The following is a 13470-nucleotide window of genomic DNA, read 5'->3' as shown; positions in this document are numbered from 1 at the left end:
CCGCTCCTTGGTGAGGGTCACGGCGACGCACGGACCACCATGGCCGAGTTGAATCCGCCACGGCCCCGGGCGAGGACCAGGGCGGTGCGCAGCCCCGGTGCGGGGCGGGTGCGGGTCACCAGGTCGATCGGGCAGTCAGCGGCCGTGTCCTGGACGTTGATGGTGGGTGGGATCACCTGGTCGCGCAGGGCGAGCAGCGCCGCGGCCAGGTCGAGCGACGCGGCGCCCGCGGCGAGGCGGCCCGTCATGGTCTTGGGTGCGGTGACGGGAACGCCTCGCTCGCCGAACAGGCCGGTGAGGGCCTCGGCCTCCTCGCGGTCCGCGCCGCGCCGCCCGGCGGCGTCGGCGAAGACGACGTCGACGTCCGCGGGGCTCACCCCGGCGTCCCGCAGGGCGAGTTCGGCGGCCGCACCCAGTCGTGCGCCGCCCGCGCCGCCGGGGGCCGCGTCGAAGGTGGCCGCGTATCCGGCGACTGAGCCGTAGCTGCGGGCGCCGCGTTCGGCGGCCCACGCCGCGTCCTCCAGGACGAGCAGGGCGCCGCCCTCGCCGACGACATGGCCGTCGGCGTCGGCGGAGAACGGAAGGTAGGCGCGGGCCGGGTCCGCACTGGTGCTCAGTTCCCCGCCGGCCAGGTGCGCGGCCCAGCCCCAGGGGCAGATCGAGGAGTCGACGCCACCGGTGACCAGGAGCTTCACGCCCTTGCGCAGCTGCCGTCGGGCCTGGGCGACGGCATCGAGTCCGCCTGCCTGGTCGGTGACGAGCACTCCGCTCGGCCCCCGCAGCCCGTTCCTGATGGAGATCTGGCCGGTGTTGACGGCGTAGAACCAGGCGAAGGACTGGTAGGCGCTGACGTACTGGCCGCCCTGGCTCCACAGCGCCTGGAGTTCCCGTTGGCCGAACTCGAAGCCGCCCGCGGAACTGGCGGTGACGACGCCCGCGGCGTAGTCGGGGAGCCGGTCGGTGTCCACTCCGGCATTGACGAGGGCCTCGTCGGCGGCGACCAGTGCGAGCCGTGTCATGGGGTCGGTCTGCGGCAGCAGTCGGCCCGGCAGGTGTTGTGCGGCGTCGAAGTCCGGTACTTCTCCGGCGAGTCGGGCCGGATACGGATCGGCGTCGAAGCGCGTCAGCGGGCGGATGCCGCTCTCACCGCGCAGCACGGCTGCCCACCAGGCCTCGGTGCCCAGGCCGTTCGGCGCGGTGACGCCGATGCCGGTGACGACCGGTGAGGCCGTCGCCGGCGCGGTACCGGTGGAGGGCATGTCCAGGGTCTCGGTGCTCATGCTGCCGCTCCCAGCTGTGGGCGGGTGAGGATCATGGCGCTCTGGAAGCCGCCGAACCCGCTGCCCACGCTGAGCACGGTGTCGGTGGGCTGTTCGCGCGCGGTGAGCGGCGTGTAGTCCAGATCGCAGGCGGGGTCGGGCTGGTGCAGGTTCGCGGTGGGCGGCACCGTGTTGTACTCGATCGCGAGGGCGCAGGCCGCCACTTCCAGGGCGCCGATGGCCCCGAGCGAGTGGCCGATCATCGACTTGATCGAGCTGATGGGGACGTTGCGGGCGTGCTCGCCGAGGCTGCGCTTGAAGGCCGCGGTCTCGTGCCGGTCGTTCTGTTTGGTCCCCGAGCCGTGTGCGTTGATGTAGTCGACGGCGCTCGCGTCGAGCCGGGCCTCGTCGAGGGCGACCCTGATGGCCTCGGCCATCTCGACACCGTCGGGGCGCAGACCTGTCATGTGGTACGCGTTGCAGCGGCTGGCGAAGCCGGATATCTCCGCGTAGACGTGGGCGCCCCGGCGGCGTGCGTGCTCCAGGTCCTCCAGGATGAGGACGGCCGATCCCTCGCCGAGCACGAATCCGTTGCGGGTGGCGTCGAAGGGCCTGGAGGCCGATTCGGGCTCGTCGTTGCGCGGTGACGTGGCCTTGATGGCGTCGAAGCAGGCGACGGTGATGGGCGAGATGGGGGCTTCGGTGGCGCCCGCGATCATCACGTCGGCGCTGCCTTCGCGGATGAGTTCCACGGCGTGGCCGACGGCGTCGAGGCCGGAAGTGCACCCGGTGGAAACCATGGACACCGGGCCTTGCGCGCCTTGGCGCCGGGCGACCTCCGCTGCCATGGAACTGGGCACGAAGTAGTCGAAGAGGTGCGGTACGGCGAGGGTGTGGTCGACGTTCCAGCCGCTGCCCGAGCGGCTGACGACGTCGTACTCGGTGTCGAGCCCCATGGTGCAGCCGACGGCGCTGCCGAGGGTGACGCCGGTGCGCGTCGGCTCAAGCTCCGCCATGCTCAGTCCGCTGTCGCCCATCGCCTCGGCGGCGGTGGTGACGGCGAACTGGGCGGCGCGGTCGAGACGGGCCGCCTCTTCCAGGCTGAAGCCGTGCCGGAGCGGGTCGAAGTCGGCTTCCGCCGCGATGCGGGAGCGGAACTGGGAGGCGTCGAAGAGGCTGATGCCGCGGGTCGCGGTGGTACCGGAGGTGAGCAGGGACCAGTACTCCTTGGTGCCCACTCCTCCGGGCGCGACCACGCCTATTCCGGTGATGACGACGCGACGGGTCATGGGGTGTCCTTCGTCGGGTTCGAGTGTCATGCGGCCGCTGCCTCAGGAGTGACGGCTGCCGTCCTGACGGCGACGGCCGCACGCAGCACGGAGACCACGGTGCGCACGTCGGCGTCGCTCAGGCCCGGGTGCAGTGGCAGGCACAGGGTGCGGTCGGCGGCCCAGTCGGACGCGGGCAGTTCGGCGCCGGCCGCGCCGTAGGCCGGGACCTTGTGGAGCGGGGCGTAGCGGAAGGTGGTGTAGATGTCCGCGCGGTACAGGTCGCCCGCGACCTCGTCCCGGATCCGGGGATCCATCTGGACCCAGTAGAAGTAGTGCGTGGACTCGTGGCCTTCGGGCAGCGGAGGAGGGGTCAACAGGCCCGGCAGGTCGGCGAGTTCACGCTCGTACAGGGCTACGATCTCCTTGCGCCTGCCCACCAGTTCGGGGAGCCTGCGCAGTTGCACGGAGCCGATGGCCGCGGTCAGGTCGTTGCCGATGACGCGCCGGCCCGGTTCCGGGATGTCCAGCTCCCACCAGCGTGCGGAGACCTTCGCATAGCCGAACCCGCTGGCCTGGGCGAGCCCGTGGTAGGCCAGGCGTCGCACCCGGGCGGCCTGTTCCGCGTCCTTGACGTAGATCATGCCTCCGTCACCGGTCACCATGACCTTCATCGCGTCGAAGCTCCACATGGCGAGGTCACCGAAGGTGCCGAGGACCTGTCCGTCCACGCTGGACGCGACGGAGCAGGCGGCGTCCTCGACGAGCGTGATGCCCAGTTCACGGCAGCGCGCGGCGATCCGGACGATGTCACCCGGGTAGCCGCCGTAGTGCAGTACGACGACGGCCTTGGTGCGTTCGGTCAGGACGCGCTCGATGTCCTCGAGGGTGGGGTTGAGGGTGCGCCGGTCGGCGTCGCAGAACACCGGACGGGCCCCGGTGCTGACCACCGCGTTGGCGGCGGCGAGGAAGCTCAGCGAGGGCAGCACTACCTCGTCGCCGGACTTCAGGTCGAGCGACTCCATGGCGAGGAAGAGGCCCGCGGTACCGGAGTTGATGAAGACGACGTGCTCGGGCGCAACGTCGAGGTGTGCCGCGAACGCCGCTTCGAAGGCCTTCGTACGGGGCCCGTGACCGAGCCACCGGTCCTGGAACACCCCGGCAACCGCGTCGAGTTCTTCATCCCCTACCTGGGGCTGGAAGAGATTGATCATAGCCGCCTCTCACGTCGTGATGACCCCCCTGAGCGTGGAAAGACCCGCTCGACCCGGGGTCGAAGGCTGGTGGTGTTCCGGCCGGAACAGCCGCCTCGGCCCGCGGTGCGCTCCGGCGCCGGGGCCCGTCCCGAGGCGGCTTCGAGTGCCTTTCCAGGGCCGGCCCCGAGCCTCCCTCTACGTACGTCACGTGTGCCGAGGTCGAGGAGATTGATGTCATGACGGATCAGGGCAAGCGGGTTGCTGTGGTCTCCGGCGCCACCAGCGGGATCGGTCTGGCGGTGGCCCGTCTTCTGGCCGCTCAGGATCACCGGGTGTTCATCGGCGCGCGCAGCGCCGACGAGGTCGCCGCGACCGTCAAGGAACTGCAGGCCGAGGGCCTGGACGTGGACGGCTCGGTTCTCGACGTGCGTTCCGCGGAACAGGTACGGGCGTGGATCCAGGGTGCCGTGGACCGCTTCGGCGGTGTCGACGTGGTCGTCAACAACGCCGGCCGCTCCGGAGGCGGGGTGACCGCGGACATCGACGACGAGCTGTGGAACGACGTCATCGACACCAACCTCAACAGCGTCTTCCGGGTCACACGCGAGGCGCTCACCACCGGTGGGCTGCGGCACAAGTCGTGGGGCCGGATCATCAACATCGCGTCCACGGCGGGCAAGCAGGGCGTCGTCCTGGGCGCCCCGTACTCCGCTTCCAAGCACGGTGTCGTCGGTTTCACCAAGGCGCTGGGCAACGAGCTCGCCCCGACCGGCATCACCGTCAACGCCGTGTGCCCCGGCTATGTGGAGACCCCCATGGCCCAGCGGGTGCGGGCGGGCTACGCGGCCGCCTACGACACCACCGAGGCGGCGATTCTGGAGAAGTTCCAGGCCAAGATTCCCCTCGGCCGTTACTCCACCCCGGACGAGGTCGCGGGCCTGGTCGGCTATCTGGCCTCCGACACCGCTGCCTCCCTCACCTCGCAGGCCCTGAACGTCTGCGGCGGCCTCGGAAACTTCTGATCCCATCGACTCGTCGGAGGAACACCCATCATGACGACCCGTGAGGTGGAGCACGAGATCACGGTCCAGGCGCCGGCCGCCGCCGTGTACAGCTTGATCGCCGAGGTGCGGAACTGGCCACGGATCTTCCCTCCCACCATCTACGTCGACCATGCCCCCCAGGGTCAGCACGAGGAGCTGATCCGGATCTGGGCCACCGCCAACGGCGAGGCCAAGGCCTGGACGTCGCGCCGCACGCTGGATCCCGAGGCGCTGCGGATCACGTTCCGGCAGGAGGTTTCCGCTCCCCCGGTCGCGTCGATGGGCGGCGCCTGGGTCATCGAACCGGTCTCCGCCGACTCGTCCCGGATACGGCTGCTGCACGACTACCGCGCCGTCGACGACGATCCCGAGAGCCTCGAATGGATCGACCGGGCCGTCGACCGCAACTCGCGCTCCGAGCTGGCGGCCCTGCAGCAGAACGTCGAACTCGCCTACGCCTCCGAGGACTTGACGTTCTCCTTCGAGGACACCGTCCAGATCGCCGGATCGGCGAAGGATGTCTTCGACTTCATCGACCAGGCCGGGCTCTGGTCCGAGCGGCTGCCCCACGTGGCCACCGTCCGCCTTCAGGAGGACACCCCGGGGCTGCAGGAGCTGGAGATGGACACCCGCGCCAAGGACGGGTCGGTCCACACCACGAAGTCGTACCGGGTCACGTTCCCGCACCACAAGATCGCCTACAAGCAGACCACGCTGCCGGCGCTGATGACGCTGCACACGGGGTACTGGACCTTCGCGGAGAACGAGGCCGGAGTCGCCGCCTCCTCGCAGCACACCGTCACCATCAACACCGCCAACATCGCGGCGGTCCTCGGCCCGGACGCCACCGTCGCCGACGCCAAGGAGTACGTGCGCGCCGCGCTGAGCACCAACAGCCGCGCCACGCTGGGCCACGCCAAGGACCACGCCGAGCAGCGGGTGGCACGGTGAACGCCCGCGCCCCGCGGGTCTGGTTCGTCACCGGCGCCTCCCGTGGCCTTGGCCGGGCCATCACCGAGGCCGTGCTGGACGCCGGCGACACCGTCGTGGCCACGGCCCGCAGTGTCGAGGCGCTGGACGGTCTGGTCGAAGCCCATGGCGAGCGGGTCGTCCCGCTGGCCCTCGATGTCACGGACCGCGCGGCGGTGTTCGCCTCGGTGGCCGAGGCCGTCGAACGGACCGGCCGCATCGACGTGGTGCTCAACAACGCGGGCTACGGGCTTTCCGGCGCTGTCGAGGAGGTGACCGAGCAGCAGGTCCGCGACCAGTTCGACGTGAACCTGTTCGGCGCGCTGTGGGTCACCCAGGCCGTACTGCCGGTCATGCGCCAGCAGGGTGCGGGCCATCTGCTGCAGATGTCCAGCATCGCCGGCGTCACCACCTATCCGAATCTCGGCATGTACAGCGCGAGCAAGTGGGCCCTCGAAGCGGTCGGCGAGACGCTGGCGCAGGAAGCCGCGGAGTTCGGTGTCCGGGTCACGCTGGTCGAGGCCGGCGAGTTCCGCACCGAGTGGAGCGCGGGCAGCATGGTGCGCGCCACGCCCATGGCCGAGTACGACGAGGTGCTGGCCAAGCGCCGCCACGGGCTGTCCGGCGCCTATGCGCATCTGCAGCCCGGTGACCCGCGCAGGGCGGGTGAAGCGCTGCTGAAGCTCGTCGATGCCGAAGAGCCGCCGCTGCGGCTGCTGTTGGGCAACAGCGCGGCCGACCTGGCACCCCAGGTGCTGCGCCGGCGGCTGGTCGAGTGGCGTGCATGGGACAGCCTGACCCGCACCACCGACTTTCCCGCGCAGACCGCGCCCTGACCACGGTTCTGGTCTCCCCGTGAAGGAGCCCCCGGCCTCTGGATGAATTCCGGAGGCCGGGGGCTTCGGTGTTGCCGGGTGGCTCAGTAGCGGTAGTGGTCGGGCTTGTACGGGCCCTCTACCTCTACGCCGATGTACGAGGCCTGCTCCGGGCGCAGCGTGGTGAGCTTGACGCCGAGCGCGTCCAGGTGGAGGCGGGCGACCTTCTCGTCCAGGTGCTTGGGGAGGACGTAGACGTCGGTGGGGTACTCCTCCTGCTTGGTGAACAGCTCGATCTGGGCCAGCGTCTGGTCCGCGAAGGAGTTGGACATCACGAAGGACGGGTGGCCGGTCGCGTTGCCCAGGTTCAGCAGGCGGCCCTCGGACAGGACGATCAGGACCTTGCCGTCGGGGAACGTCCAGGTGTGGACCTGCGGCTTGACCTCGTCCTTGACGATCCCGGGGATCTTCGCCAGACCGGCCATGTCGATCTCGTTGTCGAAGTGACCGATGTTCCCCACGATCGCCTGGTGCTTCATCTTGGCCATGTCCGAGGCCATGATGATGTCCTTGTTGCCGGTCGTCGTGACGAAGATGTCGACCTGGTCGACGACGTCGTCGAGCGTCGCGACCTGGTAGCCGTCCATCGCCGCCTGAAGGGCGCAGATCGGGTCGACCTCGGTGATGATCACCCGCGCGCCCTGGCCGCGCAGGGACTCGGCGCAGCCCTTGCCGACGTCGCCGTAGCCGCAGACGAGGGCGGTCTTGCCGCCGATCAGGACGTCCGTGGCGCGGTTGATGCCGTCGATCAGCGAGTGGCGGCAGCCGTACTTGTTGTCGAACTTCGACTTCGTCACCGCGTCGTTCACGTTGATCGCCGGGAACAGCAGGGTGCCGTCGCGGTGCATCTCGTACAGGCGGTGGACGCCCGTCGTGGTCTCCTCCGTCACGCCACGGATCTCAGAAGCGAGCTGGGCCCAGTCGAGGGAGCTGTTCTCCAACAGGGCGCGCACCACGGCGAGTTCTTCGCTGTCCGCGGCGGGTAGCTCCCCCGTCTTCTGGTAGTCGACGCCGTTGTGGACGAGCATGGTGGCGTCGCCGCCGTCGTCCAGGATCATGTTCGGGCCGACCTGCCCGGGCCAGGTCAGGGCCTGCTCCGTGCACCACCAGTACTCCTCCAGGGTCTCGCCCTTCCAGGCGAAGACCGGGATGCCCGCGGCGGCGACGGCCGCGGCCGCGTGGTCCTGGGTGGAGAAGATGTTGCAGGAGACCCAGCGGACCTGGGCACCCAGGGCGATCAGGGTCTCGATGAGGACGGCGGTCTGCACGGTCATGTGCAGCGACCCCGTGATCCGCGCGCCGGCCAGCGGCTGGGAGGCGGCGTACTCCTTGCGGATCGACATCAGGCCGGGCATCTCGTGCTCGGCGAGAGTGATCTCCTTGCGGCCGAACTCGGCGAGCGACAGGTCGGCGACCTTGAAGTCCGTGAAGTCAGCGGTGATCTGCGAGGACATACGGTCCACTCCTTGAGTTCAGTACGTTGCGGTGTATCTCAAGCGCTGCCGTCGAGCGGTTGAGCGTGATGTAGTGCAGTCCGGGGGCCCCTTCGGCCAGCAGCCGCTCGGCCATGACGGTGGCGTACTCGACGCCGATGCGGTGTCCGTCGGCCGGGTTGTCGCGCGCGGCTTCGAGGCGGTGCGCCAGGTCCTCGGGGAACGCGGCGCCACTGAGTTCGGCGAAGCGGCTGATCTGACGCACATCGGTGGCCGGCATGATCTCCGGAATGATCGGGGTGTCACAGCCCGCGGCGACCACCCGCTCGCGCAACCGCAGATAGTCCTCCACCCGGAAGAACATCTGAGTGATGGCGTAGTCGGCACCGGCCCGGCACTTGGCGACGAAATGGCGGATGTCCGAGTCCCAGTCCGGCGAACGCGGATGACGTTCGGGAAAGGCCGCGACACCGACCGTGAAGTCGCCCAACTCCCGGACTAGGGACACGAGTTCGTGGGCGTAGGTCAGGCCGTCCGGGTGCGGGATCCAAGGACCGTTCGGGTCGCCGGGCGGGTCGCCGCGCACGACGAGGACGTCCCGGACACCCGCGTCGGCGTACTGGCCGACGATGCGGCGCAGCTCCGCCACCGAGTGCCCGACCGCGGTCAGATGGGCTACGGGGCTCATGGTCGTCTCGGCCGCGACCCGTTTTGTCAGCTCGACGGTACGGTCCCGGGAGGATCCGCCGGCGCCATAGGTGACGGACACGAAGTCCGGGGCGAGCGGTTCGACGCGGCGGATCGCCTCCCACAGCGTGCGCTCCCCCTTGGGGGTCTTGGGCGGGAAGAACTCGAAGGAGAATGTCGGCATCAGCGGCCTCCGCCGGCGTTGAAGTAGCTCGCCTCGGGGTGGTGGAGCACGATCGCGTCGGTGGACTGCTCGGGGTGGAGCTGGAACTCCTCGGAAAGGACGACGCCGATGCGCTCCGGGCCGAGCAGATCCGCGATCTTGGCGCGGTCCTCCAGGTCGGGGCAGGCCGGGTAGCCCAGGGAGTACCGGCACCCCTGGTACTCGGTACGGAACATGCCCTCCATCGCGGACGGGTCACTTCCGTCGATGCCCAGCTCGGTGCGCACGCGGGAGTGCCAGTACTCGGCCAGGGCTTCGGCCAACTGCACGGACAAACCGTGCAGTTCGAGGTAGTCGCGGTAGGAGTCGGCGGCGAACAGCTCGGCGGCGGCCTCGCCGATCTTCGAGCCGACGGTGACGACCTGAAGGCCGACCACGTCGGTCTCGCCGGACTCCTCCGGGCGGAAGAAGTCCGCGAGGCACAGGTTCCGGCCGCGGCGCTGGCGCGGGAAGGTGAACCGGGTCCGCTCGTTCCCGTCGTCGTCCAGGATGATCAGGTCGTCACCCTTGGAGACACAGGGGAAGTAGCCGTGGACCACGGCCGCTTCGAGCAGATTCTCCGTACGCAGCCGGTCGAGCCACATGCGCAGCCTCGGCCGGCCCTCGCTCTCGATGGTGTCGCCCTTGAGCCCCCACTGGCCCTTGAAAAGGGCGTTCTCGTCGAGCCAGGAGGCGTACTCCTTGAGGTGGATGCCCTTGACGACGCGGGTGCCGCGGAACGGCGGCTCGGGGACGGGGTTGTCGGTCGCGACGTCCGAGCGTCCGATCTCCTGCGGCTCCTCCAGCACCACCTCCCGCTTCGGAACGCGGCGTTGCTTGAGTTCGGGCAGCGTGGCGCCGGGGACGCCGCGCTTGACCGCGATGAGGGCGTCCATCAGGCGCAGGCCTTCGAAGGCGTCGCGGGCGTAGCGGACTTCGCCTTCGTAGATCTCGTGGAGGTCTTGCTCGACGTACGCACGGGTGAGTGCCGCGCCGCCGAGGATCACCGGGAAGTCGGCGGCCATCTTGCGTTGGTTGAGCTCCTCCAGGTTCTCCTTCATGATCACGGTCGACTTCACCAGGAGACCGGACATGCCGATGACGTCGGCGCGGTGCTCGGCGGCGGCGTCCAGGATCGCGGCGACCGGCTGTTTGATGCCGAGGTTGACCACGTTGTAGCCGTTGTTGGACAGGATGATGTCGACGAGGTTCTTGCCGATGTCATGCACGTCACCGCGGACGGTGGCCAGGACGATGGTGCCCTTGCCCTCGGAGTCCGACTTCTCCATGTGCGGCTCCAGGTGCGCCACCGCGGTCTTCATCACCTCGGCGGACTGCAGCACGAAGGGCAGCTGCATCTGGCCCGAACCGAAGAGCTCGCCGACGACCTTCATGCCCTCAAGCAGGGTGTCGTTGACGATGTCGAGCGCCGGGCGGGTCTCCAGGGCCTCGTCGAGGTCGGTCTCCAGGCCCTTCTTCTCGCCGTCGATGATGCGGCGCTTCAGGCGCTCGTCCAGCGGCAGCGCGAGGAGCTCCTCGGCCTTGCCCTCCTTCATCGACTTCATGTTGACGCCCTCGAACAGCTCCATGAGCTTCTGCAGGGGGTCGTAGCCCTCTTCGCGGCGGTCGTAGATCAGGTCGTGGGCCGCCTTCACCTGCTCGTCGTCGAGACGCGCGATGGGCAGGATCTTGGAGGCGTGCACGATCGCCGAGTCCAGGCCCGCCTTGACGCACTCGTCCAGGAACACGGAGTTCAGGACGACGCGGGCGGCGGGGTTGAGACCGAAGGAAATGTTGGACAGGCCCAGCGTGGTCTGCACGTCCGGGTGGCGGCGCTTGAGCTCGCGGATCGCCTCGATGGTGGCGATGCCGTCCTTGCGTGACTCCTCCTGGCCCGTGCAGATGGTGAAGGTCAGGCAGTCGATGAGGATGTCCGACTCGTGAACGCCCCAGGTGCCGGTCAGGTCGTCGATGAGGCGCTCGGCGATGGCCACCTTGTGCTCGACGGTACGGGCCTGACCCTCCTCGTCGATGGTCAGCGCGATCAGCGCCGCACCATGCTCCTTGGCGAGCGCGGTCACCTTCGCGAACCGCGACTCGGGACCATCCCCATCCTCGTAGTTGACCGAGTTGATGACCGCGCGGCCGCCCAGCTTCTCCAACCCCGCCTGAAGAACCGGCAGTTCGGTCGAGTCAAGGACGATGGGCAGGGTGGAGGCGGTGGCGAACCGGCCCGCCAGCTCGGCCATGTCGGCGACCCCGTCGCGGCCCACGTAGTCGACGCACAGGTCGAGCATGTGCGCGCCCTCGCGGATCTGGTCGCGGGCCATCTCCACACAGTCGTCCCAGCGGCCCTCCAGCATCGCCTCACGGAACTTCTTCGAGCCGTTGGCGTTCGTGCGCTCACCGATCGCCATATACGCGGTGTCCTGGCGGAAAGGCACGGTCTGGTAGAGCGAGGCGGCGCCCGGCTCCGGGTGCGGCTCACGGCGCACCGTCTCCACGCCGCGGACGCGTTCGACGACCTGGCGCAGGTGCTCGGGGGTGGTGCCGCAGCAGCCGCCGACCAGGGACAGGCCGTATTCGCGTACGAAGGTCTCCTGGGCGTCGGCGAGCTCCGGGGCCGTCAGCGGGTAGTGCGCGCCGTCCTTGCCCAACACCGGCAGGCCCGCGTTGGGCATGCAGGAGATCGGGACGCGCGAGTGGCGGGCGAGGTAGCGCAGGTGCTCGCTCATCTCCGCCGGGCCCGTCGCGCAGTTCAGGCCGATCATGTCGATGCCCAGCGGCTCCAGGGCGGTCAGCGCGGCGCCGATCTCCGAGCCGAGCAGCATCGTGCCCGTCGTCTCGACCGTCACCGAGCAGATCAGCGGGAGGTTCGCGCCGGTGGCCTCCAGAGCCCGGCGGGCACCCAGAATCGCCGCCTTGGTCTGCAACAGGTCCTGGGTGGTCTCCACCAGCAGCGCGTCCGCACCGCCCGCGATCATGCCCTCGGCGTTGATCTGATAGGCATCGCGCAGCACCGTGTAGGGGGCGTGACCCAGGGTCGGCAGCTTGGTGCCCGGACCCATCGAACCCAGCACCCACCGCTGCTGCCCCGTCGACGCGGTGAACTCATCCGCCACCTCGCGGGCGATACGGGCACCCGCCTCGGACAGCTCGAAGTTGCGCTCGGGGATGTCGTACTCGCTCAACGCGGCGAAGTTCGTGCCGAACGTGTTCGTCTCCACGCAGTCGACACCGACCGCGAAATACTCCTCATGCACCGAGCGGACGATGTCCGGCCGGGTCACGTTCAAGATCTCGTTACAGCCCTCAAGCTGCTGGAAGTCCTCAAGTGTCGGGTCCTGCGCCTGGAGCATCGTGCCCATCGCACCGTCCGCCACCACCACACGCGTGGCGAGGGCTTCGCGGAAGGCATCGACGCGCCGGCGCTCTGCCGTACTCATGACAGACCTGCCAACCGTGGCTCGATGGCACGGGCCACGTCATTGCCGTATGTCTGGTCGATACGGTCGATGAGGTCCGAGGGGACCAGCTTGTGTTCCTGGGTGCCGACCGACTCCAGCACCGTGGTGGCCAGGGCACAGCCGAGCCGGGCGGCCTGTTCCTGGGGCCACTTCCATGCCGTGCCCGCGAGGAACCCCGACCGGAAGGCGTCGCCCGCACCCGTGGGGTCGGCGATCCTGTCCGTGGCCACGGCCGGTATCCGCACCACGGGGTCACCTGACCGGGCCAGCGAGACACCCGCGTCGCCCAGCGTGGTGATCCAGGTGCCGACCCGGCCGAGAAGCTGCTGCTCGCTCCAGCCGGTGCGCTCGAGCAGGAGCGCCGCCTCATACTCGTTGGTGAACAACCACCCGGCCCCGTCGACCAGTTGACGCGCCTGCTCCCGGTCGAGGCGGGCGAGCTGCTGGGAGGGATCGGCGGCGACGGGGACACCGAGGCTGTGCGCCGTGGACGTGTGCCGCAGCATCGCCTCGGGGTCGTCGGCCCCGACCAGGACGAGCTCGGGCTTCCCCGTACGGGCGATGATCGCGGCCAGATCGATCCGGGACGCCTCGGCCATCGCGCCGGCGTAGAAGGTGGCGATCTGATTCTGGTCGTCGTCGGTGGTGCACACGAAGCGCGCGGTGTGCAGACTCTCGCTGACCCGCACCTCCGAGGTGTCGACGCCGTTCGCCCGCAGCCAGCTGTCGTACTCGGCGAAGTCGATTCCCGCCGCACCCACCAGGATCGGCTCGAGACGGAGCTGACCGAGACCGAAGGCGATGTTGGCGGCGACACCGCCCCTGCGCACCTCCAGCCGGTCGGCGAGGAACGACAAGGAGACCCGCTCCAGTTGTTCCTTCATCAATTGCTCGGCAAAGCGTCCGGGGAAGACCATCAGATGGTCGGTCGCGATCGATCCAGTCACGGCGATACGCACGAAAAGCACTCCTTGAACCTGAGGCCGACATCGGGAACGAAACAGCTCCGGTGGCTGACACCACACGGGGAAAGCGGTGCACGGCCCGGGGGGGGAGCCGTGCACCGCTGGC

Annotated in this window: 10 protein-coding genes; 3 read left to right on the top strand and 7 right to left on the bottom strand. The window is 69.3% G+C overall.

Annotated features, from left to right (window positions below):
• Positions 1 to 17: 17 nt before the first annotated feature.
• The 3 genes from E5671_RS02255 to E5671_RS02245 are packed head-to-tail and all read right to left on the bottom strand — an operon-like array spanning position 18 to position 3741.
• Entirely contained in the window at positions 18 to 1280 is a 1263-nt protein-coding gene (locus tag E5671_RS02255) for a ketosynthase chain-length factor (protein WP_160502149.1), read from the bottom strand.
• Positions 1277 to 2548, bottom strand: a complete 1272-nt coding sequence (locus E5671_RS02250; RefSeq protein ID WP_160502148.1) for a beta-ketoacyl-[acyl-carrier-protein] synthase family protein — start codon at positions 2546 to 2548, stop codon at positions 1277 to 1279. The genes E5671_RS02255 and E5671_RS02250 overlap by 4 nt, the downstream gene beginning before the upstream one ends.
• Positions 2549 to 2574: 26 nt before the next feature.
• Positions 2575 to 3741 carry a DegT/DnrJ/EryC1/StrS family aminotransferase gene (locus E5671_RS02245; RefSeq protein WP_160502147.1) on the bottom strand — a complete coding sequence of 389 codons (1167 nt, stop codon included), beginning with the start codon at positions 3739 to 3741 and terminating at the stop codon, positions 2575 to 2577.
• 218 nt (positions 3742 to 3959) lie between these two features.
• Between E5671_RS02245 and fabG the strand changes: the two genes are divergently transcribed.
• The 3 genes from fabG to E5671_RS02230 are packed head-to-tail and all read left to right on the top strand — an operon-like array spanning position 3960 to position 6571.
• Positions 3960 to 4745 (top strand): 3-oxoacyl-ACP reductase FabG, encoded by a 786-nt coding sequence (gene fabG / locus E5671_RS02240; protein ID WP_160502146.1) that lies wholly within the window; start codon positions 3960 to 3962, stop codon positions 4743 to 4745.
• Between the two features lie 30 nt (positions 4746 to 4775).
• The gene (locus tag E5671_RS02235) at positions 4776 to 5717 is read left to right on the top strand and encodes an aromatase/cyclase (RefSeq protein WP_160502145.1); all 942 of its coding nucleotides are present in this window, start codon (positions 4776 to 4778) and stop codon (positions 5715 to 5717) included.
• Positions 5714 to 6571: an oxidoreductase gene (locus tag E5671_RS02230; RefSeq protein WP_160502144.1), complete on the top strand. Its 858-nt coding sequence runs from the start codon at positions 5714 to 5716 to the stop codon at positions 6569 to 6571. Before E5671_RS02235 ends, E5671_RS02230 begins: the two co-directional genes overlap by 4 nt.
• Positions 6572 to 6654: 83 nt before the next feature.
• Here the strand turns inward: E5671_RS02230 and ahcY are convergent, their stop codons facing one another.
• Genes ahcY through E5671_RS02210 form a run of 4 tightly spaced genes read right to left on the bottom strand, consistent with a single transcriptional unit; the run spans position 6655 to position 13358 of the window.
• A complete protein-coding gene (gene ahcY / locus E5671_RS02225; protein WP_160502143.1) occupies positions 6655 to 8064 on the bottom strand; it encodes an adenosylhomocysteinase in 1410 nt (469 codons plus the stop codon).
• Positions 8042 to 8914, bottom strand: a complete 873-nt coding sequence (gene metF / locus E5671_RS02220; protein WP_160502142.1) for a methylenetetrahydrofolate reductase [NAD(P)H] — start codon at positions 8912 to 8914, stop codon at positions 8042 to 8044. Before metF ends, ahcY begins: the two co-directional genes overlap by 23 nt.
• A complete protein-coding gene (gene metH / locus E5671_RS02215) occupies positions 8914 to 12378 on the bottom strand; it encodes a methionine synthase (RefSeq protein ID WP_160502141.1) in 3465 nt (1154 codons plus the stop codon). The genes metF and metH overlap by 1 nt, the downstream gene beginning before the upstream one ends.
• Positions 12375 to 13358, bottom strand: coding sequence for a PfkB family carbohydrate kinase (locus tag E5671_RS02210; protein WP_160502140.1), 984 nt, complete (start codon positions 13356 to 13358; stop codon positions 12375 to 12377). Before E5671_RS02210 ends, metH begins: the two co-directional genes overlap by 4 nt.
• Between the last annotated feature and the right edge of the window lie 112 nt (positions 13359 to 13470).

The sequence above is a fragment of the Streptomyces sp. BA2 genome, from assembly GCF_009769735.1.
Taxonomy (GTDB): Bacteria; Actinomycetota; Actinomycetes; order Streptomycetales; family Streptomycetaceae; genus Streptomyces.
The sequence above is the reverse complement of the archived record's forward strand: the minus strand, read 5'-3'. Positions and strand labels throughout refer to the sequence as shown.

Excerpts from the sequence above, each read along its gene's own strand:
- E5671_RS02235 (WP_160502145.1), top strand. The coding sequence starts at position 4,776 with ATGACGACCCGTGAGGTGGAGCACGAGATCACGGTCCAGGCGCCGGCC.
- fabG (WP_160502146.1), top strand. The coding sequence starts at position 3,960 with ATGACGGATCAGGGCAAGCGGGTTGCTGTGGTCTCCGGCGCCACCAGC.
- metH (WP_160502141.1), bottom strand. The coding sequence starts at position 12,378 with ATGAGTACGGCAGAGCGCCGGCGCGTCGATGCCTTCCGCGAAGCCCTC.
- metF (WP_160502142.1), bottom strand. The coding sequence starts at position 8,914 with ATGCCGACATTCTCCTTCGAGTTCTTCCCGCCCAAGACCCCCAAGGGG.
- E5671_RS02255 (WP_160502149.1), bottom strand. The coding sequence starts at position 1,280 with ATGAGCACCGAGACCCTGGACATGCCCTCCACCGGTACCGCGCCGGCG.
- ahcY (WP_160502143.1), bottom strand. The coding sequence starts at position 8,064 with ATGTCCTCGCAGATCACCGCTGACTTCACGGACTTCAAGGTCGCCGAC.
- E5671_RS02245 (WP_160502147.1), bottom strand. The coding sequence starts at position 3,741 with ATGATCAATCTCTTCCAGCCCCAGGTAGGGGATGAAGAACTCGACGCG.
- E5671_RS02250 (WP_160502148.1), bottom strand. The coding sequence starts at position 2,548 with ATGACCCGTCGCGTCGTCATCACCGGAATAGGCGTGGTCGCGCCCGGA.